This window comes from Neobacillus niacini (genome assembly GCF_031457145.1).
Classification (GTDB): domain Bacteria; phylum Bacillota; class Bacilli; order Bacillales; family Cytobacillaceae; genus Neobacillus; species Neobacillus niacini_J.
Genome location: NZ_JAVDVZ010000002.1, coordinates 510,619 through 533,628, shown reverse-complemented (window position 1 = coordinate 533,628; position 23,010 = coordinate 510,619). Strand labels below are relative to the sequence as shown.

Annotated in this window: 24 protein-coding genes and 1 pseudogene; 18 read left to right on the top strand and 7 right to left on the bottom strand. The window is 37.4% G+C overall.

Annotation, left to right across the window (positions count from 1 at the left end; genetic code table 11):
• Window positions 1-23 precede the first annotated feature (23 nt).
• Entirely contained in the window at window positions 24-806 is a 783-nt protein-coding gene (locus J2Y03_RS07430; protein WP_310192415.1) for a carbon-nitrogen family hydrolase, read from the bottom strand.
• Between the two features lie 115 nt (window positions 807-921).
• On the opposite strand from J2Y03_RS07430, the gene J2Y03_RS07425 reads away from it, so the two are divergent.
• Together J2Y03_RS07425 and J2Y03_RS07420 are read left to right on the top strand one after the other, a co-directional pair.
• A complete protein-coding gene (locus tag J2Y03_RS07425) occupies window positions 922-2,094 on the top strand; it encodes a pyridoxal phosphate-dependent aminotransferase (protein ID WP_310192412.1) in 1,173 nt (390 codons plus the stop codon).
• Between the two features lie 300 nt (window positions 2,095-2,394).
• Window positions 2,395-2,637: an aspartyl-phosphate phosphatase Spo0E family protein gene (locus tag J2Y03_RS07420; RefSeq protein WP_132085722.1), complete on the top strand. Its 243-nt coding sequence runs from the start codon at window positions 2,395-2,397 to the stop codon at window positions 2,635-2,637.
• Here the strand turns inward: J2Y03_RS07420 and J2Y03_RS07415 are convergent.
• Window positions 2,634-3,358 (bottom strand): annotated as a pseudogene (locus J2Y03_RS07415) (ZIP family metal transporter). The gene J2Y03_RS07420 and the pseudogene J2Y03_RS07415 overlap by 4 nt on opposite strands.
• Before the next feature lie 328 nt (window positions 3,359-3,686).
• Here J2Y03_RS07415 and J2Y03_RS07410 point away from each other — a divergent pair.
• From J2Y03_RS07410 to J2Y03_RS07390, 5 genes are all read left to right on the top strand, one after another.
• Window positions 3,687-4,514: an electron transfer flavoprotein subunit beta/FixA family protein gene (locus tag J2Y03_RS07410; protein WP_310192407.1), complete on the top strand. Its 828-nt coding sequence runs from the start codon at window positions 3,687-3,689 to the stop codon at window positions 4,512-4,514.
• A 33-nt stretch (window positions 4,515-4,547) separates the two neighbouring features.
• Complete coding sequence (locus J2Y03_RS07405; RefSeq protein WP_310192405.1) at window positions 4,548-5,588, top strand: electron transfer flavoprotein subunit alpha/FixB family protein; 1,041 nt, start codon at window positions 4,548-4,550, stop codon at window positions 5,586-5,588.
• Window positions 5,572-6,867, top strand: a complete 1,296-nt coding sequence (locus J2Y03_RS07400; RefSeq protein WP_310192403.1) for an FAD-dependent oxidoreductase — start codon at window positions 5,572-5,574, stop codon at window positions 6,865-6,867. The genes J2Y03_RS07405 and J2Y03_RS07400 overlap by 17 nt, the downstream gene beginning before the upstream one ends.
• A complete protein-coding gene (locus J2Y03_RS07395) occupies window positions 6,867-7,151 on the top strand; it encodes a ferredoxin family protein (protein WP_090763694.1) in 285 nt (94 codons plus the stop codon). Before J2Y03_RS07400 ends, J2Y03_RS07395 begins: the two co-directional genes overlap by 1 nt.
• 249 nt (window positions 7,152-7,400) lie before the next feature.
• Entirely contained in the window at window positions 7,401-8,291 is an 891-nt protein-coding gene (locus tag J2Y03_RS07390) for an acyl-ACP desaturase (protein ID WP_132085732.1), read from the top strand.
• 90 nt (window positions 8,292-8,381) lie between these two features.
• On the opposite strand, the gene J2Y03_RS07385 is transcribed toward J2Y03_RS07390, so the two are convergent.
• Entirely contained in the window at window positions 8,382-8,729 is a 348-nt protein-coding gene (locus tag J2Y03_RS07385; protein ID WP_310192396.1) for a hypothetical protein, read from the bottom strand.
• A gap of 141 nt (window positions 8,730-8,870) precedes the next feature.
• A complete protein-coding gene (locus tag J2Y03_RS07380; protein WP_396954179.1) occupies window positions 8,871-10,109 on the bottom strand; it encodes an MFS transporter in 1,239 nt (412 codons plus the stop codon).
• Between the two features lie 388 nt (window positions 10,110-10,497).
• Here J2Y03_RS07380 and J2Y03_RS07375 point away from each other — a divergent pair, with 388 nt between their 5' ends.
• Entirely contained in the window at window positions 10,498-10,938 is a 441-nt protein-coding gene (locus J2Y03_RS07375) for a MarR family winged helix-turn-helix transcriptional regulator (protein ID WP_132085736.1), read from the top strand.
• Between the two features lie 97 nt (window positions 10,939-11,035).
• Window positions 11,036-12,730: a M3 family oligoendopeptidase gene (locus J2Y03_RS07370; RefSeq protein WP_132085738.1), complete on the top strand. Its 1,695-nt coding sequence runs from the start codon at window positions 11,036-11,038 to the stop codon at window positions 12,728-12,730.
• A 43-nt stretch (window positions 12,731-12,773) separates the two neighbouring features.
• Here the strand turns inward: J2Y03_RS07370 and J2Y03_RS07365 are convergent, their stop codons facing one another.
• Window positions 12,774-14,924 (bottom strand): ATP-dependent Clp protease ATP-binding subunit, encoded by a 2,151-nt coding sequence (locus tag J2Y03_RS07365; RefSeq protein ID WP_310192393.1) that lies wholly within the window; start codon window positions 14,922-14,924, stop codon window positions 12,774-12,776.
• A 206-nt stretch (window positions 14,925-15,130) separates the two neighbouring features.
• On the opposite strand from J2Y03_RS07365, the gene J2Y03_RS07360 reads away from it, so the two are divergent.
• Window positions 15,131-16,183 carry a YkvI family membrane protein gene (locus J2Y03_RS07360; protein ID WP_310192391.1) on the top strand — a complete coding sequence of 351 codons (1,053 nt, stop codon included), beginning with the start codon at window positions 15,131-15,133 and terminating at the stop codon, window positions 16,181-16,183.
• Window positions 16,184-16,225: 42 nt separating this feature from the next.
• Here the strand turns inward: J2Y03_RS07360 and J2Y03_RS07355 are convergent, their stop codons facing one another.
• Window positions 16,226-16,837 carry a CPBP family intramembrane glutamic endopeptidase gene (locus tag J2Y03_RS07355; protein WP_310192389.1) on the bottom strand — a complete coding sequence of 204 codons (612 nt, stop codon included), beginning with the start codon at window positions 16,835-16,837 and terminating at the stop codon, window positions 16,226-16,228.
• A gap of 150 nt (window positions 16,838-16,987) precedes the next feature.
• On the opposite strand from J2Y03_RS07355, the gene J2Y03_RS07350 reads away from it, so the two are divergent.
• A complete protein-coding gene (locus tag J2Y03_RS07350; protein ID WP_310192387.1) occupies window positions 16,988-17,107 on the top strand; it encodes a DUF6254 family protein in 120 nt (39 codons plus the stop codon).
• Window positions 17,108-17,358: 251 nt separating this feature from the next.
• Here J2Y03_RS07350 and J2Y03_RS07345 read toward each other — a convergent pair whose 3' ends face one another.
• Window positions 17,359-17,547, bottom strand: coding sequence for a YkvS family protein (locus J2Y03_RS07345; RefSeq protein ID WP_090758199.1), 189 nt, complete (start codon window positions 17,545-17,547; stop codon window positions 17,359-17,361).
• 233 nt (window positions 17,548-17,780) lie between these two features.
• On the opposite strand from J2Y03_RS07345, the gene J2Y03_RS07340 reads away from it, so the two are divergent.
• From J2Y03_RS07340 to J2Y03_RS07310, 7 genes are all read left to right on the top strand, one after another.
• A complete protein-coding gene (locus J2Y03_RS07340) occupies window positions 17,781-17,975 on the top strand; it encodes a hypothetical protein (protein ID WP_310192382.1) in 195 nt (64 codons plus the stop codon).
• Window positions 17,976-18,259: 284 nt separating this feature from the next.
• Complete coding sequence (locus J2Y03_RS07335) at window positions 18,260-18,526, top strand: phosphocarrier protein HPr (protein ID WP_310192379.1); 267 nt, start codon at window positions 18,260-18,262, stop codon at window positions 18,524-18,526.
• On the top strand, window positions 18,526-20,238 hold the full coding sequence (gene ptsP, locus J2Y03_RS07330) for a phosphoenolpyruvate--protein phosphotransferase (protein WP_310192376.1): 1,713 nt from the start codon (window positions 18,526-18,528) through the stop codon (window positions 20,236-20,238). Before J2Y03_RS07335 ends, ptsP begins: the two co-directional genes overlap by 1 nt.
• 116 nt (window positions 20,239-20,354) lie before the next feature.
• Complete coding sequence (locus J2Y03_RS07325) at window positions 20,355-21,140, top strand: SDR family oxidoreductase (RefSeq protein ID WP_310192373.1); 786 nt, start codon at window positions 20,355-20,357, stop codon at window positions 21,138-21,140.
• 91 nt (window positions 21,141-21,231) lie between these two features.
• Entirely contained in the window at window positions 21,232-21,705 is a 474-nt protein-coding gene (locus J2Y03_RS07320) for a hypothetical protein (RefSeq protein ID WP_132085754.1), read from the top strand.
• 156 nt (window positions 21,706-21,861) lie between these two features.
• Entirely contained in the window at window positions 21,862-22,740 is an 879-nt protein-coding gene (locus tag J2Y03_RS07315; RefSeq protein WP_310192370.1) for an NAD(P)-dependent oxidoreductase, read from the top strand.
• A gap of 72 nt (window positions 22,741-22,812) precedes the next feature.
• On the top strand, window positions 22,813-22,986 hold the full coding sequence (locus tag J2Y03_RS07310) for a hypothetical protein (RefSeq protein WP_165902991.1): 174 nt from the start codon (window positions 22,813-22,815) through the stop codon (window positions 22,984-22,986).
• Window positions 22,987-23,010: the final 24 nt, after the last annotated feature.

The following is a 23,010-nucleotide window of genomic DNA, read 5'->3' as shown; positions in this document are numbered from 1 at the left end:
GGTTTTTTAATGGATAAAATAGATTAGTACAAATCTGGTCTTCTGTCTTCGAATATTGGTATTTGCTTACGAATATCCTTTACGAGAGTTAAGTCAATAACTGCAGACAATAATTCCTTATTTGCTCCTGCTTCAGCAATTACCTCTCCCCATGGGTCAATTATCATAGAGTGTCCGGCAAATTCATTGTTTGGGTCATGACCTGAGCGGTTGCACGCAATGACGAAACACTGGTTTTCTATCGCTCTTGCAATAAGCAAGGATTTCCAGTGCGATAAACGAGGGGCTGGCCATTCCGCAACCACAAATAGTGCTTCAGCGCCTTCAGATGTATGTGCACGAATCCATTCTGGAAAACGAATATCATAGCAGATGACTCCGCCAAAAGTTCGATTATCCAATTGAAATAACCCTTTTTCATTACCTGCTTCGAGATATAGGTGTTCATCCATTAATTTGAAAAGATGTAGTTTACTATAGGAGTGAACAAGCTGACCGTTATTATTAATGATAAGAAGAGTATTTTTAACTCCATTCTCACCCTGATTCGCGACCGATCCCCCGACAAAGTGGACTTTATACTTCTTTGCGGCATTTTTCAAAAACCCGATAGTCTTGGCTGCAGCTTTATCGGCAATTGAGTCAAGGCGTGTCAAATCATAGCCTGTTGTCCATAATTCAGGAAGAACAATAATATCTGGAATTTCTCTCATTGCTTCTTCAATTAATTTCTCTGCAGTTTCATAGTTTTTATTTGGATCTCCAAAGGCAATATCCATTTGCAAACAAGTTATCTTAAATTTCACCAATCTTCACCTCTTTTGAAATTTCGGAATTTTTTCTTTACAAGATGTATTAAAAGTTATATCATTTGTGACTAGAATTCAACTAATAAATGAAATAAATAAAGCAGGTGACATGATGAAACAATTTCAAACATCGCAACTATTAAATAATCTTCCCAAACAGTTTTTTGCTTCTTTAGTAAAAAAGGTAGGTAAATACATTGAACAAGGCTATGATGTCATTAATTTAGGACAGGGGAATCCGGATCAGGCAACTCCTCAACACATTGTAGAGAAGATGCAAGAAGCGGCTGCTGATCCAGCGAACCATAAGTATTCACCCTTTCAGGGACATCACTATTTAAAGCAGGCAGCAGCTGACTTTTATCAAAGAGAATATAATGTAAAAATTGATCCAGATAAGGAAGTAGCCATTCTTTTTGGCGGTAAGGCGGGATTGGTGGAAATTCCACAATGCCTTTTAAATCCTGGTGATACGATCCTTGTACCTGATCCTGGATATCCAGATTACCTCTCTGGGGTGGAACTAGCAAAAGCAGAAATGGTCATGATGCCATTACGGGAACAAAATGATTTTCTTCCAGACTATAACGAAATACCTTTTGAGGCAATTGAAAAGGCAAAATTAATGTTCCTTAATTATCCAAACAACCCTACAGGTGCTATTGCAACAAAGGAATTTTTTGAAGAAACAGTCAAGCTTGCAAGTGAAAATGATATTTGTGTGGTCCACGACTTTGCTTATGGAGCATTAGGATTCGACGGAGATAAAGCGATAAGCTTTTTGCAAACGGAAGGGGCAAAAGAAGTTGGTGTTGAAATTTATACATTATCAAAAACCTACAATATGGCAGGGTGGCGTGTCGGTTTCGCCCTAGGTAATAGCAGTGTTATTTCAGCTATTGAGCTATTGCAGGACCATCTATATTGCAGCTTATTTGGAGGTATTCAAGAAGCCGCAGCTGAGGCATTAACAGGACCACAGGATTGCGTTCGCGAATTAAATAACCTATATGAGCGGAGAAGAAATGTTTTGATAGAAGGACTTCGTTCACTTGGATGGAATGTAACGGCGCCGAAGGGTTCGTTTTTTGCCTGGCTTAGAGTCCCTGAAGGGCTAAGCTCTACTGAATTTGCTGATATTTTACTAGAAAAAGCTCATATTGCAGTGGCCCCAGGGGTAGCCTTTGGTGAACTTGGTGAAGGCTATGTCCGAGTCGGTTTGCTTACAACGGAGGAGCGACTTAGAGAGGTAGTTAGAAGAATAAGTAAGTTAGAAATTTTTTAAATTAAGTAGACAAAAAATATAATTCTTTTGGAAAATGCAAACCATATTTTAGGCTGGGTTCCTATTTATGAGAAAGAAAATTAAGACTATTATAATCAAAACTAAGTTTACATTGGGAAGTAGAAATTTGTCGGTAAAACAAAAAAACAGGCATGAATTATGTCGAAAGGTGGCGCAAAATGCTTGTTTTGTCTACTTTTGCGAAAGTGTTTACTTTTGTTTGAAATCTTGTCATAATTCATCAAGTAAACAAATTATTTAGCAGGTTAGTGTAAAAGAGTAAGGAGTAGGTGGAGAAAAGTGTACAAGTATGGTAACAACCCTTCTGAGATACTTGATGAAATAAAAACAAAACGTGCAATGATGATAAATTGTGCGAATACAAAAGGTTTTACAAGTGAAGAAACGATAAAATACAGCCAAGAGCTAGATATATTAATCAACGAGTATCAAAAAGCATCCAAGCAATTCCCGGTTCCAAACGAAGAAGTGAAGTTTGCGTTTAAGCAAATGATTATGATTTACCCGAAGGTATGCGTTTAAAAAATATCAATGATAAAGACCATCACTAATAGACCCGTAATAAATGCATAGGTAGAAACCCTCTCATTTCCATCACCATGGCTTTCTGGAATTAACTCTTTATAAATGATAAACAACATTGCACCAGCTGCAAAAGAAAGACCATTTGGGACAAGCACTTGAACAAATGTGCTTAAATAATAGCCAATTAATGAAGTAAAGATTTCAATTGCTCCTGTTAAGGTTGCCAGTAAGAAGACCTTGAATTTGCTGATTCTTTGATTAACTAAAAAAGGGCAACAAGAAGGCCTTCAGGCGCATTTTGAAATCCAATTGCCAACGCAATTAAATTTCCAGTATCCTCTGTTTGAGAGGCATGACTAACACCCACCGATAAGCCCTCTGGAATATTGTGAAGAGTAATCGCTGCTATGATTAACAAAGCTTTTTGGTCAAACTGTATTCCAAACTTATTGTGTTCTAGGTCAATATGTGGAATATTTTTTTCAAGAGTTGTTAATGCAAAACCCCAAAGAATACTCCAATTGCAAGTGAAACAAAACCTCCAAGTTTTAATGCCTCAGGAATAAGCCCGATGGTTGAGGCAGCCATCATGATCCCGGCACTAAAGGCTAAGAGAATACCACCGGTGTGTACCCGATTGATTAATAAAAAGAATAATTAGAGCTCCTGCACCATTTGATAAAGCCGAAAGAACGCTGCCCACTACTACTTCCACCAAATCAGCCTCACCCTTTCTAATTTTAGTGCTAGGTAAATTATCTACACATTTAGACAGAAACTGTGATTTTTATCATTTGTTTATATTTGAATATTTCTTATAGTTGTATTATTAACATTACTTACTCGCATCATAAATTCTACATTTTCTTATACTTCTAGATTTTACTTCAATCCGAAAAATTATCAATTTAAAAAAAGAATCTATCATTGTTTGGTACTATGCTTGTGTTGCGATTCATATATCGTAATATGGCATTTTTTATAACCAATGAAGGCAAGCGCTTTCAAAACAAACATTGCAGAATATGGAGGAGGGAAAGTCCTACATGCACATTGTCGTATGTGTCAAACAAGTACCAGATACAAAAATCATAAAAATCAATCCAAAAACAAACACACTCGACCGCCGCAGCGCACCAGCGATTTTAAATCCTTACGATGCTCATGCTGTTCAAGAGGCAGTAAGTATTAGAGAAAAAACAGGAGGTACAATCTCGGTTTTGTCAATGGGGCCGCCGCAAGCAACAGCTGTTATTAAAAAAAGTATTGAGATAGGTGCAGACCGGGGATATTTAATTACGGACCGTGCCTTTGCAGGGGCTGATACACTTGCGACTAGTTATGCCTTATCAAAAGCATTAGAAAGAATAAATAAAGAACTCCCTGTTGATATGGTCATCTGCGGCAAACATGCCATTGATGGAGACACTGGACAGGTAGGTCCTGGAATTGCAAGAAGAATGGATATTCCGCCTATTACAAATGTAATCGAAGTATCCGAAGTTAACCTAGATGAAAAAACTGTGTTAATCAAAAGAAAACTATCAAATGGATATGAATTAATTCAAGCGGGATTGCCATGCTTGTTGACCGTTGAAAAAGAAGTGAATCAAATTGAGTACTCTCCAATGCCAAATATGATCAAAGCTGCAAGATATGAGCCAGTAATTTGGGCAGTTAGTGATCTTGAAAATGTTGATCGGGCTCAGCTTGGGCTAAAAGGTTCGCCAACGATTGTTGGAAAAATGTTTACTCCTCCACGTCCTGAAGGCGGGAAAAAAATTGAAGGTACCCCGGATGAGAAAGTTAAACAACTATTGGATATTTTGCTGGAGCAAAAAGAAGTATTAACATTACAGTCATCTAAACAATAAAGATTATTTTTTTGATGCGAAGGAGGGGTATACATGAATTTTGATGATTACCGTGGTGTCTGGATATTTATTGAACAAAATGACGGTAAAATCGAAGGAGTTTCACTCGAGCTGCTTGGAGCAGGTCGAAAGCTTGCTGACAAATTACAAGTTCCATTAGCCGGATTTTTACTTGGGAGCGGAATAAAACCATTGGCTAACCAAGTAATCGCCTATGGTGCAGATGAAGTATATCTAATTGACCATCCAGTTTTGAAAGATTATCGGACGGAATCATACATGAAGGGTGTTATGCAGCTTGTTCCAAAATACAAGCCTGAGATTATCCTCTACGGGGCAACACCAAATGGTAAAGATTTAGCGAGTGCTGTGGCAACTGATTTAGTCACGGGGTTGACTGCTGATACAACCATGCTCGATGTTGACGTAGATAACCGTTTGCTTGAAGCTAGCCGTCCTGCTTTTGGCGGAAATATTATGGCTACAATTCTCTGTAAAAAGCACCGGCCGCAAATGGCGACTGTAAGGCCTAAAGTAATGAAGGCTCTTGAACCAGATACAGGAAGAACAGGTAAAATTATTGAGGAAAGCATTACTCTAAAAGAAGAAGATATGCGTACAAAAGTGCTGCGAATTGTGAATGACGTAACAAAAAAGGCAAATTTAGCTGACGCACATGTTATTGTCTGTGGTGGAAAAGGAATGGGGGATGTTCAAAACTTCCAGATACTTTATGAACTAGCAGATACAATTGGAGCAACGGTTGGCGGAACCAGAGACGTGGTTGAAGCTGGCTGGTTACCACATGAATTGCAGATTGGCCAGACTGGTGAAACCGTAACCCCGAAAATTTATTTTGCAATTGCTCTATCCGGCGCTATCCAGCATGTAGTAGGTATGAAAAATTCAGAGTTAATCATCGCTATTAATAAGGATCCAAATGCTCCGATATTTGATGTAGCGACTTACGGAATTGTAGGAGACGCATTGGAGATTGTCCCTAAATTAATCGAGCAATTTAAACAGCTACGAAATGAAAAAGGCGGTGAATTGAGTTATGCCAGAAAAATTTGATGTCATTGTTGTTGGGGCGGGACCAGCAGGAACATCTTGTGCACTCGTTTGTGCTCGCAACGGCTTAAACGTGTTGCTTATTGAAAGAGGAGAATATCCGGGAAGCAAAAACGTAATGGGCGGAGTACTATATCGGGCACAAATGGAAGATTTAATTCCTGAGTTTTGGAAAGAAGCTCCACTTGAAAGGCCAGTTATTGAGCAGCGTTTTTGGATGATGGATAAGGAATCAGTTGTTCAATTTGGTTATAAAGGGCTTGAATGGGGGGTTGAACCCTATAATAACTTCACTGTTTTAAGGGCGCAATTTGATCAATGGTTTGCGAAAAAAGCAGTGGAAGCAGGTGCACTGCTAATAAATGAAACGGTCGTAACGGAGTGCATTGTTGAAAACGGAAAGGTAATTGGTGTCCGGACTGACCGACCAAACGGAGAAGTATTTGCGGATGTAGTTGTTCTGGCTGACGGGGTAAACTCATTACTATCCAAACAGTTAGGCTTCCATAAAGAATTCCGTCCCGATGAAGTTGCGCTAACGGTAATGGAAGTTATTAATTTACCAAAAGAAAAAATTAATGATCGCTTCAATCTAGAGGATAATCAAGGTTGTACAATTGAAATATTCGGAGATTCAACAAAAGGTAACTTAGGAACTGCCTTTTTATATACGAATAAGGACAGTTTGAACATCGGAGTAGGTACGACTCTATCAAGCATGATCAAATCAAAAATGAAGCCTTATGACCTTCTAGACTATTTAAAAACACATCCTATGGTTAAACCGATGCTCGCTGGTGGAGAATCAGCAGAGTATCTTGCTCACCTCATTCCAGAGGGAGGTTATCGCTCGGTACCGAAAGTAGCTGGAAACGGTGTAGTGGTTATAGGTGACGCTGCGCAGCTTGTTAACGCCATTCATCGTGAAGGTTCGAACATGGCAATGCACTCAGGTATGCTGGCTGCTGAAACAGTTATTGAGGCTAAATTCCGCGGAGATTTTTCGGAGTCTAGTTTAAATCTTTACCGTCAGAAACTTTATGATAGCTTCATAATCAAAGATTTAGAGAAATATAAAGATGCCGCCCACACATTTGAGAAGTACCCACAATACTTTAAAGAATATGTACCGATGATGAATAAAGCTATGAGCAAATTCTTCACAGTCGATGGAACACCGAAGCGAGAGAAACAAAAAGAGATTATGAAGAGTGTAACAGCTGAAAGAGGAACGATTAAAGTAATACAAGATATCTATCGTGCTTGGAAGGCGGTGAAATAATGTCAACTAAAAATATCGAAGAAAAACAGTACCTTCTTCGTTTTAGAGCTGATACAAAGTCCCACTTAACCGTTATGGATGATGATATTTGTATGACAAAATGTCCTGATAAGATTTGCACGATTTTCTGCCCTGCTGAAGTATACAAATGGGAAGGGTTAAGAATGCAGGTTGGTTATGAAGGTTGTCACGAATGCGGCAGCTGCCGTATTGGCTGCCCGCATCAAAACATCAAATGGGAATATCCAAAAGGCGGACACGGAATAGTCTTCCGGTTGGCATAATCACTATTAAAATTAAGAGGTAGCACTTCCCTTGAATGGGTTGTGCTGCTTTTTTTGTTGTAGAAGGGGGGTTAGTAAAAAAAATTTGTTTAATATTCATAATGCCTTTTGAGAATTGCATGATCCTTTTGTTGGTCTAATTCAGAATATTCGTGTATAATTTTATTGGTATCAGGTACTAATAGTTAATATAAAAATAATTCAACCCAATAGGATACGACCGAATTTTTACAACAATGGAGGGTAATGATGTTAACAAATGATTTGGACTTTAGATTGGAGCCTAAACTCTTAGAGTTATATGAAGAACATAAAAAGCGGTCTGAAAAAATAGATTGGGGTTATCATGATTTCTTGCCGTGGGATAAGGGGATGGATTTCAGGCGCGTTCCTTGGGATGAAAGTCAAGTCACACTGCCTGCACCCATTATTACTGCCGTTGAAACGGCCCTTTTAACCGAAGTGAATCTTCCATGGTTTACCTCACACCTAGATCAAACATTTAAGGGATCTTTAACGGTTATCAAAGATTTTGTCCATACCTGGACTTCAGAAGAAGACCAGCATTCTAACCTGCTTGAGACGTATCTATTACTTACACGTAATGTAGATCCAAAGCGACTCCACCAATTGCATAAACAAACAGTTGAGAATGGCTGGAATCCTGATTATCATACGCCTTTCGAAACCATGGTATATACCTCATTACAAGAACTAGCTACTATGGTCTTTTATAATAACGTTGCAAAAACAGCTGGCTCGTACGATAAGGATTTATCTAGTCTGCTTCGCCGTCTGGCAAAGGATGAAACGCTGCATTATGCTTTTTACCGAGATGTTATTAAATTTCATCTCCAATTGGAACCTAATTATTGTTATCATTTAGGACATGTTATAAAGAACTTCCAAATGCCAGGCACAGTCATGCCTGATTTTGAAGATCGCATGGCGATTATTGCAAAAGAGGCAAACTATGGTCCATTGGAATATTTTGATCAAGTTTTAGATGTAATTGTTGATTATTGGGAGTTGGAAAAATTAAGACCGATTGCACCAGAAGCAGAAAAAGCTAGACTGGACATTCTCAAGTATCACGCCAGGTTGAAAAGAGTAAGAGAGCGTTTTTACAAAAATAAATAGGGAATCTACCTGAATTTATCACTATATGTAGATTTTTTCACAAGTGAGGGTAAAAAGAAGGTGAAGCAAAAGGGGAATATTTTTTGTGGATTAACTTATTTTCTCTTGTAGGTTTAGGTTAGAAAGTTGATCTTGTTTACTTAGTGAAGCAAATGAGCATGCAATATCATGCGCACTGTCCATCGATTCCATTATTGGAGAACAATAGAATGGTTTCTTCCAATTAATATCACCATCGCAATTGGATGGGTATACACTGACTTTCCAATGGTAGTAAATCGTCGGCTGCGAGAGCTGCTCTCCTTCAACTGCAATAAGCCAATGAGTAGAAGGTGAATCAAACTCATATGATTTAAATTCTTTAAGTGCAAGCAGGTCATTAAAACCGATTGGGATTAATGCCTTTTGATAAAAGTCATGATAATTAGGGGTTTTCATGTTTGTAGCCCTCCCTTTTATGTTCTAACTATATTATATGCTAGTTTACAAGTTTTTTTGAGTATAAATGTTAAAGTTTTTCGAAAATTTAACAATTCACCCCTTTAAATAAAGTAAGGATGGGCAAAAGCCCATCCTTCTCTAATTCTCTTGATTCCATTTTCGGACTATTTGATCACTTGGAAGCAAGAATGCAATTAAGCCTAACAATGGTAAGAATCCTAATGTTGATACCATGGAGGATAAGCTAAATAAATCAGCTATGTATCCAAGGCCCACTGAACCGATAGCACCCATTCCGAAGGCGAGTCCCACGGTTAATCCGGACATCGTCCCGATTTTTCCTGGGACAAGTTCTTGAGCGTAAACAACCGTAACGGAAAAACTCGCCATTAAAATAAAACCTGAAAGGGTTAGAAAGATAAAGGCAATGGCTGAAGATACAAATGGAATAAGTATGGAAAATGGGACAGTCGCCAACATTGAAACAGATATTACCTTTTTCTTTCCAAAGCGATCAGCTAACGGTCCGCCAAAAAAAGTACCAAAAGCTCCAGCAATTAAAAAGGCAAAGAGGAATAACTGTGATTCTTTAATTGTAAAAGAATATTCTTCGATGGCATAAAATGCATAGAAATTAGTCATCCCCGAAATATACCATGACCTAGCAAATATGATCAAAAGAACCAATAACAATGCCTGTTTTATTTTTTTTGATAATCCAATTTTTTCTGCTGCCGATTTATTCTTCTTTTTAATAAGAGGGAGGTCACTGGCTAATCTTTTGTTATACCAATTAGCGATATAGATTAATAACAAAACTGCAATTGCTGCAACAATGGTAAACCATGAAGCACCTCTTTGTCCGAGCGGAACAAGGATTAGTGCTGTGATAAGTGGTGCCAATGCCTGCCCCGTATTACCACCTACTTGATAAATAGATTGCGCAAGTCCTCTTCGTTTTCCTGCAGCCATATAGGCAACCCTTGATCCTTCAGGATGAAATACTGCAGAACCAAGCCCGATAAAAATGACTGAGATAACAATCAGACCAAAGGAAGGAGCAAAGGCTAATCCAAGAACACCGCCAAGTGTTAATGTAAGCCCTATTGGCAGAGCGAACGGCATTGGTTTTTTATCAGTTATGACTCCAACCACTGGCTGAAGCACCGACGACACCATATTCAAGGAAAAGGCAATAATTCCTAGCTGGGTAAATGATAAACCCATCGATTTTTCTAGGATTGGAAACATTGCCGGGACCACTGCCTGAATGGCATCGTTAAGTAAATGGCAAAGCCCGATAATAAAAAGAATATTAAACATGGTCTTTTCGGAAGCCTTGGCTGTTTTTGCAGACGCTATTGCAGGTTGACTCAAAAACCTCACCTCGTTATGAAAATATTAATCTGTTAATACTTCTATCTTACATAAGTTTTACAAAAATGAAAAATGGAATGTTTCTAAGTTCGGAATATTTAAATATAATAAGATTTATGATTATTTTCAAGAGTTAAATTGACACAATTTGAAAAGTTTTTTATAATAATCTTGAAGTCGAGATAAATAGAAAAGCGGAAGCGCCTTCGGAACAAGCACAGCTTGTCCCTGCGAGGATTAATCTAAGGAGCTTTCCTTAGTGCTCAGCCCCGACAAGCACTGGGAAGGGCTGTGGATGAAGTCATGCTTTTCGACTTCATCTGCAGGACCGAAGTGACCTCGAGAGGCTAGCGCTGGAGCTGGACAAATTATAAAAAGGATGATTCTTATGGAAAATGATTCTGTAGCTCAATCGTTGAAGCTATTTATTGTTCTTTCAAGGGCTTTTAAAGCGATTAATGAGCATGTGAATAAAGTTATTCAAGCAAGTGGATTAAACCCAACCGAATTTGCCGTATTAGAGCTTTTATATCATAAAGGTGATCAGCCAATGCAGCAAATTGGCGGGAAAATATTACTTGCTAGCGGGAGCATCACGTATGTTGTTGATAAACTCGAACAAAAAGGGATGTTGGTAAGAATCGCTTGTCCGAATGATAGAAGGGTAACGCATGCACGGATTACTGATAAAGGAAAAGAATTCATTCAAGAAATTTTCCCAGAACATGCGCAGCAAATTCATGCACTGATGTCTAGTTTGACGGATTCAGAAAAACAGGAAGCGATTGAGTTGTTGAAAAAACTTGGATTGCCAGCAGGTAAATTTTAATACGGCTTCAAGCCGTATTTTTTTTTCATTAAAGGAATATGAATAGATAATGTCCAAATGATTTACTTGCAAAAATCAATTTTAAAGGGGTGTACCAATGAGATTTGAAGATTATACATATACCCGTCCAAACCTTGATGATGTAAAAGCAAGTTTTGAGGCAGCGATTGAAAAGTTTACAAATGCTTCTTCTGTGGAAGAGCAAAGCTTAGCAATGAATGAAGTAAACGGACTTAGAAATGATATTGGAACCATGTTTAATCTTTGCTATATACGTCATTCAGTTGATACAAATGATGAGTTCTATAAAGCTGAGCAAGATTATATGGATGAAGTTCAGCCAGAAATTGAAGGACTAGTTACCGAGTATTATCAAGCACTGGTAAATTCTAAATATCGCAATGAATTAGAAGCTAAATGGGGGAAGCAATTATTTGCCCTTGCAGAGGGACAATTAAAGACCTTTAAACCTGAAATTGTACCTTTACTACAAAAAGAAAACCGACTTTCAACAGAGTACACAAAACTAGTTGCATCTGCAAAAATTAATTTTGAAGGGGAAGAGCGGACTCTTGCTCAATTAGAGCCATTCACGGAATCCACTGATAGAGAAATGAGAAAACGGGCAAATGAAGCAAAATTTGGTTTTTTAGCTGAACATGAAACAGAGTTTGACCGTATCTATGATGAACTTGTTAAAGTAAGAACGGAGATTGCTCAAGTATTAGGTTATAAAAACTTTGTTGAATTAGGCTATTACCGGATGATGAGGACGGATTATAATTCAGAAATGGTGGCGAATTTCCGCCAGCAGGTGAAGGATTTTATTGTTCCAATTGCGACGAAACTTAAAGCAAGGCAACAGGAACGAATCGGTGTGGAACAGTTAAAATACTTTGATGAGGGCTTTAACTATAAAACGGGAAATGCTGTTCCTAAGGGCAATCCCGAATGGATTATCGAAAACGGGCAAAAGATGTACGAAGAACTATCAACAGAAACAGGAGAGTTTTTCCGATTTATGCAGGATAATAACTTAATGGATCTTGTAGCAAAAAAAGGAAAAGCTGGCGGCGGCTATTGCACATTCATTGAAAACTATAAAGCACCGTTTATCTTTTCTAATTTTAATGGAACCTCTGGAGATATTGATGTATTAACACATGAAGCAGGGCATGCATTCCAGGTTTATTCCAGCCGGAATTTTGAAATCCCGGAATATAACTGGCCAACCTATGAGGCCTGTGAGATTCATTCGATGAGTATGGAATTTTTTACTTGGCCATGGATGGACTTATTCTTTAAGGAAGATACGGATAAGTATAAATACTCTCACTTAAGCTCAGCCTTATTATTTTTACCATATGGTGTTTCTGTTGATGAATTCCAACACTGGGTATACGAAAATTACAAAGCGACACCTCAAGAAAGAAAGCAGGCGTGGCGCGAAATTGAGAAAAAGTATCTGCCGCATAGAGAGTATGACGGGAATACTTATTTAGAGAAAGGCGGCTTCTGGCAGCGTCAAGGACATATTTTTAACTCACCTTTCTATTATATTGATTACACTTTAGCTCAAATCTGCGCCTTCCAATTCTGGAAACGTTCAAGAGAAAACCAAGAAGAGGCTTGGGCTGATTATGTAAGTCTGTGCAAGCTTGGGGGCAGCAGGTCATTTACAAATCTAGTTAAAGAAGCAAATCTGATTTCACCTTTTGAGGATGGCTGCGTTCAATCAGTAGTTGGTGAAATTGAAGCCTGGTTAAACACAGTTGAAGATCAAAAATTATAATAAATAAAACGAAAAGCGAAGCCCTAGAGCTTCGCTTTTCTGATTAGTGTAACTTTACACTATCTGTTGTGACTTTCAATTGATCATCTTCTAAAATAGCAGATAGTTTACATGCTTCTGTCTGCTCAAGAATAAAGTCCGCAATTTTATCTTCTAGCTGCTCTTGAATTACTCTACGGAGCGGACGTGCGCCAAATGCTGGATGATAGCCAAGCTCTGCTAGTTTTTCTTTTGCTTCTAAGTGAATCGCAAATTCAATATTTTGCTCTTTTAAGGTTTTTTGCAGGTCGTGTACCATTAACTCAACAATCTGCAAGATATGATCTTTTTCAAGTGAATTAAATTCAATAATACTATCAAACCGATTCAGAAATTCTGGTTTGAAGAAACTGCCAAGGGAATCTAAAATAGAAGCCTCTTCCATTGCTCCATTTGTTCCGAAGCCAACATGAATGGTTTTGTGTCTGACCCCAGCATTACTTGTCATGATGATAACAGAATCCTTAAAGCTTACTGTTCTTCCTTGACTATCCGTTAGTCGCCCGTCTTCAAGAATCTGTAAAAACATATGCTGAACATCAGGATGTGCTTTTTCAATTTCATCCAATAAAATGATGCTGTATGGGTTCCTGCGAACTTTTTCGGTCAGTTGTCCAGCTTCGTCATGCCCAACATAACCTGGAGGTGAACCAATTAATTTTGAAATACTATGTTTTTCCATATATTCACTCATATCAAGTCTAATCATCGATTCAGTTGAACCAAACAATTCTTCTGCGAGTGTTTTTGATAGCTCAGTTTTACCTACCCCGGTAGGTCCAACAAAAAGGAAGGAACCGATTGGGCGATTCTTTGATTTTAAGCCGGCACGACTGCGTCTTACAGCCTTAGCCACCTTCTCAACAGCTTTCTCCTGACCAATAACCTTTTTATTCAAGTTATCCTCTAAATGTTTCATTTTTTGCTGCTCATCATCTTGTAATTTACCAACGGGTATACCCGTCTTTTGCTCAATGATTTCTTGTATATGTGAAACTTCTACCATAGGTCTATTGCTTGCTGAATTTTCATTTAATGATTTTTCAAGTTTAGCTTCTTCATCACGAAGTGAAGCTGCTAATTCATAATTTTCACTTTTAAGAGCTTTATCTTTTTGAGAAGCAATTTCTTTCAATCGATTCTCAATCTGTTCTATGCTAGTACCATCTGAAGTAAGATTCAATTTAGATCCAGCTTCATCAAGCAAGTCAATCGCTTTATCTGGTAAGAAGCGATCTTGGATATAACGGTGTGATAATTGAACACATGCCGTTATTGCATCGTCAGAATAGTTTACTTCATGATAGTCCTCATATTTACTCTTAATTCCCTTTAAGATTTCAATTGCTGCCTCAAGTGTAGGTTCATCAATCTGAACAGGCTGGAACCGACGTTCTAAAGCAGAGTCTTTCTCTATTTGACGATATTCATTCAAAGTAGTTGCACCAACAAGCTGCAGTTCTCCTCGTGCAAGAGCAGGCTTTAAAATATTTCCTGCATCCATTGAACCTTCTGCAGAACCAGCACCTACTAGGAGATGGATCTCATCAATGAACAGAATAATATTTTTACGTTCCTGTAAATCTGCAATCAATTGTTTCATTCTATCTTCAAACTGACCGCGTATTCCAGTATTAGCCACAATTGAAGCTACATCAAGTAAATAAACTTCTTTGTTTTTTAATTTAGCCGGCACATGGCCGTTAACAATTTTCAGAGCAAGTCCTTCGGCGATAGCTGTTTTCCCGACACCCGGTTCACCAATTAATACCGGATTATTTTTAGTACGACGATTTAATATCTCGATTACACGTTTAATTTCTTGATCACGACCAATCACAGGATCAATAAGACCAGCTTTGGCCATATGTGTTAAATTACGTCCAAATTGATCAATAAAGCTTCCACTTTTTCCATGCTCAACATGTGACCGAGATGGTGCAGAGGGATTATTTTCACTATTCTTCATATTGAAAAATAAATCTTCTAGCGAAAAACCAGGAAAGCCATTCATTTTAGAGCTGAGTCCTGTACTAATTGCATGTTTATTATTTGTATAACATTCGTGGCAAAGCTTCATATCTCTGTGAGTCCCATTAATGTTTAAGTTTAATTGTACGTTGGCTTGGTTTTCTTTACACAATTGACAAAGCATAAAAAGAAACCTCCTTAAGAATAATACTTATATTATTTTTGACTTTGACTATATTTGACCTTATGAACATAGTATACTTTGACCTATTTTGACTTTCAAGTAGTATGCATATGGTAATTTTTTACAAAACGAAATTGCACTGATTGGAAAAAAGCTCGTCTTTGTTTGTCCTCTTTCTCATATATTGAATCTGAGGGGGAGATGAGGTGAAAAAGAATTGGTCAGCAGCTTTTCAAATCGCAGCAGTTTACGTGGGTACTGTTGTTGGTGCGGGATTTGCTACTGGAAAAGAGATTGTTGAGTTTTTCTCGCGGTTTGGCTTCATTGGTTTTTTAAGTATATTATTGAGCGGCTTCCTCCTTATCGTGTTAGGGTCAAAGTTGATGAGAATTGCTGCTCGAATTAATGCAGTATCATATCAGGAATTTAATGTGCACTTGTTTGGGAAATGGGCAGGCAGGGGTATTAATATAATCATGCTTTTTATGCTTCTTGGAGTTAGTGCAGTCATGCTTGCAGGTGCAGGAGCAGTCTTTGAAGAGCAATTAGGACTTACGAAAAACTTAGGAGTTTTCATCACCATATTTTTATCCTTTTTAGTTATGCTTGTCGGCACAAAGGGGCTATTTGCAGTTAATTCGTTTGTTGTACCAATTATGATTTGTTTTAGTCTAATGTTAATGACACTATCGATAAAACAGCCAGATTTTGTCAGTCACTTATTATTTATCCCACATGCAGAAGATGGATGGAAAAGTATATTAGCACCTTTTTCTTATACAGCATTAAACCTAGCTTTAGCACAAGCCGTGTTAGTTCCAATTGCAAATGAAATTAAGGATGATTGGACGATTAAATGGGGCGGGATTTTAGGAGGGACAGCTTTAACCGTCATTCTAATATCAAGCCATTTTACCTTGATTATGCTTCCAAATGTAGAGATTTATGAAATACCGATGGCAATCATTATGAAGCAAATCGCCCCTTTTTTCTATTGGATATTTGTCCTTGTTATTTATGGTGAAATTTTCACTTCAGTGATTGGAAACGTATTTGGACTTGACCGTCAGTTAAAACAATTTGTAAGGGTTCCTACTTTTGTTACAATATCAGCTATATTCTTCGTTTCTTATGCCATTAGTCTTATTGACTATAGTAAACTTTTGTCCAATCTTTACCCATTGTTTGGCTATATTAGCCTAATCTTTTTTATCCTTTTATGGATAAAGCCTTTAAACGAAAAAGTGAATAAACCATAAAAATAGGAAAAGCATTGTCCAATACTTAGACAAATGCTTTTCCTATTTTAACGGCAAAATAATAAAAATCATGATGTCAAAAACAATATGTGAAACGATTACTAGCGGCATGCTTTTTTTCCACAAGTAGAGAGCACCCCAGATAAGACCGGAAAGGAATGCTGCAAGCATTAAGATATAGGTTCCTGAATAAATATGGACAGATGCATACAAAAGGGCTCCAATTGTTATACTGGCAAATGGACCGAAATAACGAAGCAGTCTTTTTTGAACAAATCCTCGCCAAAAGAGTTCTTCTCCAGGTGCTGCCACTAAAATTAGTGCAAGATATTGCCAAAATACCGATGGGGCGAACCATCTGTAAAGCTTTTTTATACTAGTATCAAATGCCAAGTTAAGCAGGTCAAAGACTTGGACCCCCAGCCAAAAAAGAGAATAAAGAAAGATTCCTGATAAAGCACCAATAAAAATATAAGAAAAAAATGACGCCTCATCTTCCACCTCTTCTTGAAACATTGCAAAGGTGATCAATATTAGAAGTGAACCTGTGAATATATACCAGAAAATCGCTCTATCATAGAAAGTGAAGAACATAAGAGCATGGGCAAGTACGTATCCAGTAATGAGCCGCAAGTCAAAGAAGCGGTTTTTCATTTTATTTATTAGCTCCTTTCTAACAATAGAACTTATTTTAGCAAAAATGATTTATGAAAGGAAATGTTTACATCACAATTTTGAACAATTCTAATCATAAGTCTCAAGGAAATTGAAAAAAATAGTAGTGAAAGGAAAGGAGGATAAACAATGAGTAAATCCCAAAGTCAACACGAACGTGAATGGACTGTTCGAAAACAAGACCAAAACCCGCACGGAAAAGTAAAATCTTTTAAACAGCTTTCGAAAGAAGCTGGTAAGGGCAGGTAGTAATTTTTCAAATGGCTGTGTTAAAGCTAAATGTTGATATATGCACTCTGTTGATTTGCGCGGAAGGCACGAAGACTCCTGCAGGAGTACGGAGCAGGTGAGACCCCACAGGCGCTAGCGCCGAGGAGGCTCACCGCAACGCCTGCGGAAAGCGAAGTGCCTGGAGCGCAAATTAACAGACAAATTTAACACAGCCTTTCAAATAAAAAGAAAAGGCAGCAAATGGCTGCCTTTTCTATAAAGCTATTAAATTAATAAGCGCTTTCTTTTACAATCTTATAGTTTTTATGGTTAACAACAGTCCGCTGATCCAATTCTAAATCTCGATAGTTATCCATTAATGTTAAGTCGACTATTACAGAGTTTTCATTTACCTTTTCGACAATCCCTTTTAATCCGCCACGGAATTCAATGATATTTCCTACTTCTGCTTTTTTCATTAGTCTCTCTCCTTTGCTTGACAAACTATATATATATTCATTTACATAACAGTTTGCACTACTTTATCCAATTCGTAAAGGATTTTATTTGACAATTTTGTTAATTTCTTAAAAGATACAAATAAAAATTGTAATCGGTTACATTGTTAGATAGAATTTCTTTGAAAAATGGTTTAACTATTGACTATGTTATAATAGATTACTATAAAATGTTAATAAAGGTGGTGCAGGGTATGAATGAAGAATTTGTAAAAGATATCTTGGAAAAATTAAAAACAGGTGAGCTTTCAGAGTACTATGTAAAGAATGAAGATTTTATGGAATTTCGTGAGGTCCTTGTCAAAAGGGAGGACTTTAAACATTTTCGAGGTATAGGACAGCGTGGTGGGGATGTATTATACCATTACTTAAAAGAGCCTCGAAGCTAAAAATAAATGAATTTTTGTCGAATTAGTGAATTTTTCAAAAAAACACTTTACTGATTTTTTAATGCGCTTACATAAAGTGATATAGTTTGTCTAGAATGCTTGAAAATGTTATCCTTGCAATTGTATGAATTTCTAATAATAAAACGAGGCTCGGCAGTTTACATACTTCATTTCCTTTTGGAGAAAATATAACAATTAGTTCAGTTTACTTATCTGACTATAAGCTGTTAGATATGTAATAGCCAGCGTCTTTTTATATTAAATGAGAAGGAGTTTGATTTAACATGGCAGAAAAACAATTTAAAGTAACAGCAGATACAGGGATTCACGCAAGACCTGCAACTTTACTTGTACAAACAGCAAGCAGATTTGATTCAGAAATCACTTTAGAATATAAAGGGAAAACAGTTAATTTAAAATCTATTATGGGTGTAATGTCTTTAGGAATTGGACAAGGTGCAGATATCACAATCAGTGCAGAAGGCAGTGACAGCGAAGATGCTTTAAGGAGCTTAGATGAACTATTGAAAAAAGAAGGACTCGCTGAGTAATGACATTTTTACAAGGTATTGCTGCTTCCAATGGTATTGCCATTGCAAAAGCATATCGGTTAGTAGAACCAAACTTATCGTTTGAGAAACACACGGTAGAAGACATTCCATCTGAGATAAACCGATTTAAGGCAGCAATTGAGAAATCTAAAGAAGAATTGGCAGCAATTCGTGATCGTGCCCAAGTCGACCTTGGTGCAGATAAAGCTGCTATCTTTGAAGCACATTTACTTGTTTTAATTGACCCAGAATTAATTGGTCCGATAGAAGATAAGATTAAATCAGAAAATGTAAACGCTGAAGCTGCATTAAAAGAAACCGCTGACATGTTTGTTACGATGTTCGAGCAAATGGACAATGAGTATATGAAAGAGCGTGCAGCAGATATCCGAGATGTAACCAAGCGCGTGTTGTCACATTTACTAGGTGTTCAATTGGTAAATCCAAGTATGATTGCTGAAGAGGTAATCATAGTTGCCGAAGATTTAACACCTTCAGATACTGCTCAATTAAACAGACAGTACGTTTTAGGATTTACTACAGATATTGGCGGACGCACTTCTCATTCTGCTATCATGGCTCGTTCCATGGAAATTCCGGCAGTTGTAGGTACAAAAACAGCTACAGAGGAAATCAACAATGGAGATTTAGTTATTGTTGATGGTCTTAAAGGTGAAGTACATATTAACCCGACTCCAGAACTTGTGGAAGAATACCGGAAAATTCATGAGCAATATGAGGCTCAAAAGACTGAATGGGCAAAGCTTGTTAATGAGAAAACGGTATCAGCGGACGACCACCATGTCGAATTAGCTGCTAATATTGGTACTCCAAATGATTTAAAGGGAGTAATCGAAAACGGCGGAGACGGTGTAGGTCTATACCGAACCGAGTTTCTATATATGGGCAGAGACCAGCTTCCTACTGAGGAAGAACAGTTTGATGCTTATAAAGCTGTTTTAGAAGGTATGAATGGTAAGCCTGTTGTTGTACGTACATTAGACATCGGCGGCGACAAAGAGCTTCCATATCTTCAATTACCAAAAGAGCTTAATCCATTTTTAGGATTCCGAGCTATTCGTCTATGTTTGGAGGAGCAGGATATTTTCCGTACCCAGCTGCGGGCACTTCTTAGAGCTAGCAGGTACGGTAACTTAAAAATTATGTTCCCAATGATTGCAACCTTGGATGAATTCCGAGAAGCAAAGGCAATCCTTGAAGATGAAAAGCAAAAACTTATTGATTCTGGACAAAAGATTTCAGACAGTATTGAACTTGGAATAATGGTCGAAATTCCATCAACCGCTATTTTAGCTGACCAATTTGCTAAAGAGGTCGATTTTTTTAGTATTGGAACGAATGATTTAATTCAGTACACAATGGCCGCAGACCGAATGAATCAGCGTGTATCCTACCTGTATCAACCATATAGCCCATCGATTCTACGATTGGTGAAGATGGTTATTGATGCTGCACATGCAGAAGGAAAATGGGCAGGGATGTGCGGTGAAATGGCAGGAGATGAAACGGCGATTCCACTTCTTCTTGGTCTTGGATTAGACGAATTTTCTATGAGTGCAACGTCGATATTAAAAGCACGTTCACAAATTAAGAAGTTAAGCAAAGTTGAAATGGAGAAACTGGCCAAACAAGTTTTAAATATGCAAACAACCGCTCAAGTAATTGAAGCCGTTAACGCTGCAACAAAATAAGACATTTTTAAAGAGACAGAGCAAATTCTGTCTCTTTTTTTATTTGTCCTTGTTTAGGATATAAAGGTAATTTTTAGTATAATAGATATAGACAAGTTAAAGGGGGAAAAGTGTAGATGGATTTGAATTTGACCGGGAAAACAGCGCTTGTGATTGCTTCTAGCCAAGGCTTAGGGTTTGCTATCGCTGAAAGATTAGTAAAAGAAGGAACCAATGTAATGATTTCTGGGCGTGATGACGAAAAACTCCGTAAGAAGGCTCATGAATTAGAAGCTATTGGCATGGGAAAAGTTGCTTTCCAAAAAACAGATATAACTAAAACCGAGGATATTAAACGATTAGTAACAAATACAATTGATAGATTTGGTAGTCTTCATTTACTTGTCAATAATGCAGGCGGACCACCAGCAGGATCCTTTGAGGATTTAACAGATGATGATTGGCAGAACGCATTTGAACTTAATTTATTATCTTATGTCCGTGTCATCCGAGAAGCATTACCTTTTTTAAAACAGCAGGGAGGAAAGATCCTTAATATTGCATCTTCATCGATTAAGGAACCAATACCCGGTTTAATACTATCTAATACTTTTCGAACAGGCATCGTAGGACTCTCTAAGACTTTAGCTTCGGAATTAGCTGAATATAATATCCTTATCAATACGATTGCACCTGGCCGAATTGCAACTGACCGTGTAAAGCATTTAGATCAATTTGCTGCAGAAAAACAGGGCGTTGAAGTAGAAACAGTTGAATTAGCTATGAAAGCAGCCATTCCTCTTAAGAGGTATGGAACACCTGAGGAATTTGCTAATGTAGCAGCCTTCCTCCTTTCAGATGCTAATACTTATATGACGGGAAGTTCATTTTTAGTTGATGGGGGCATGATTAAAGCTATTTAACCTCTCTGTTAATCTTCCAATAATCAACCTCATTTTACGTTTATTACCAATAATATTTGGTTAAGGTAAAAACATAAAGGAGTGTTTAAAGATGCGCAGAAGTATTAAAATGGTTTTTGTGTTAATAAGTATGTTCCTTATAGGAACAACACTTACAGGATGTGGATTGCCTCTCTCAAAAGAACTAATTGTAAATCGTTACGCGGACGCCTTGTTGACAAAGAATAACGAACTTCAATTTCGATTTAGAATTAATAATGAAATTTTAGATAGACAAGAGTTATATAAAGTGAAGGTAACTATTCATGATGATCAATTAGCGGCGGCAATTGGAAAACGGGAAATTATCTATGGTGAAGATCAAGTTCTAAATGGTGAGTATTTAGAGGTAAAAGGTAAAAGCGAAAAATATATTTTCATGGATCCCCTTCCTTTAAAAGAAGATTTGCATATACAAGATCTTCAGACTATGATTGAAAAAAACAATGCAGTTTCTATCGAAATATACAATAATCAAGAAGTTTTTGGTCGTGTTTACTTAACAAATTTTTCGTCAGAGCTGTAAAAACATAGTTTATTCCAATTTTATCTAGGAAATGCTATATATGTGCATAAATTTGGAGATTGAGCACGATAACCGGAAAGTACTTAGTTCCGGTTTTTTTGCGTTCACCATTATATAATTGAGATGTGAAAATATTATATCGGGGGATTGATTAATTTGTTAACACCAGAAAATACTGTGGTTGGTTTTATTGGGACAGGCGTTATGGGAAAAAGCATGGCAGGACATTTATTGCGAGCAGGTTATCAGCTTATTGTGTATTCAAGGACAAAGGAAAAAGCTGGCGAACTGTTAGAAAAAGGTGCAGGATGGGTGAATACGCCAAGGGAAATGGCTGAAAAAGCTAATGTTATCTTTACTATGGTTGGCTATCCTTCTGATGTAGAAGAGATTTATTTGGGAGAAAATGGACTAGTTAAGAACGGGAAAGCAGGCAGCTTTCTCATTGATATGACGACATCTGCACCATCACTTGCTTTGAAAATATTTAATGCTGCAAAAGAAAAAGGAATTCATACTTTAGACGCCCCTGTCTCTGGCGGTGATGTCGGTGCTAAGGAAGCGAAACTGTCAATTATGGTTGGTGGAAAGGCAGAAGACTTTAAAGCAATAAGCCCCTTATTAAACATGTTGGGAACAAATATCGTATATCAAGGAACAGCAGGTGCAGGACAGCACACAAAAATGTGCAATCAAATTGCGATTGCTTCTAATATGATTGGTGTCTGTGAGGCAATTATTTATGCGGAAAAAGCAGGGTTAAACCCAGAATCAGTTTTAAAAAGCATCACAACTGGAGCTGCGGGAAGCTGGTCTTTAAGCAACCTTGCTCCAAGAATGCTAAATAGTAATTTTGAACCAGGTTTTTACATAAAGCATTTTATTAAGGATATGAAAATTGCTTTAGATGAAGCTGAGCACCTGGAAATGAAAGTTCCAGGTTTAGCATTAGCAAAATCCCTCTATGATCAACTTGCTGAAATGGGCGAAGAAAATAGTGGAACGCAAGCTCTTTATAAATATTGGAAGTCCTGATCCTGATACAATTCGTATAAATTCCTTCTAGTTTCAAAAACTAGGATAGAAGTAAAATTAGGAGGAATTTTCATGGCTAAACGAACAAAAAAGAATGATCCACAGCAAAAAAACAAAAAGGGTTTTGACTCTGCAGTCTTAAATGAAGAATTCGCTCATGAAATGGGCTCTGCCGCAACAAATAAAATTCATAAGGATAAAGCAAAAAAAGAAAAAGCATCTAAAAATAACGGCCAATATAAATGAAAAATAGGAAATTAAACCCTCACT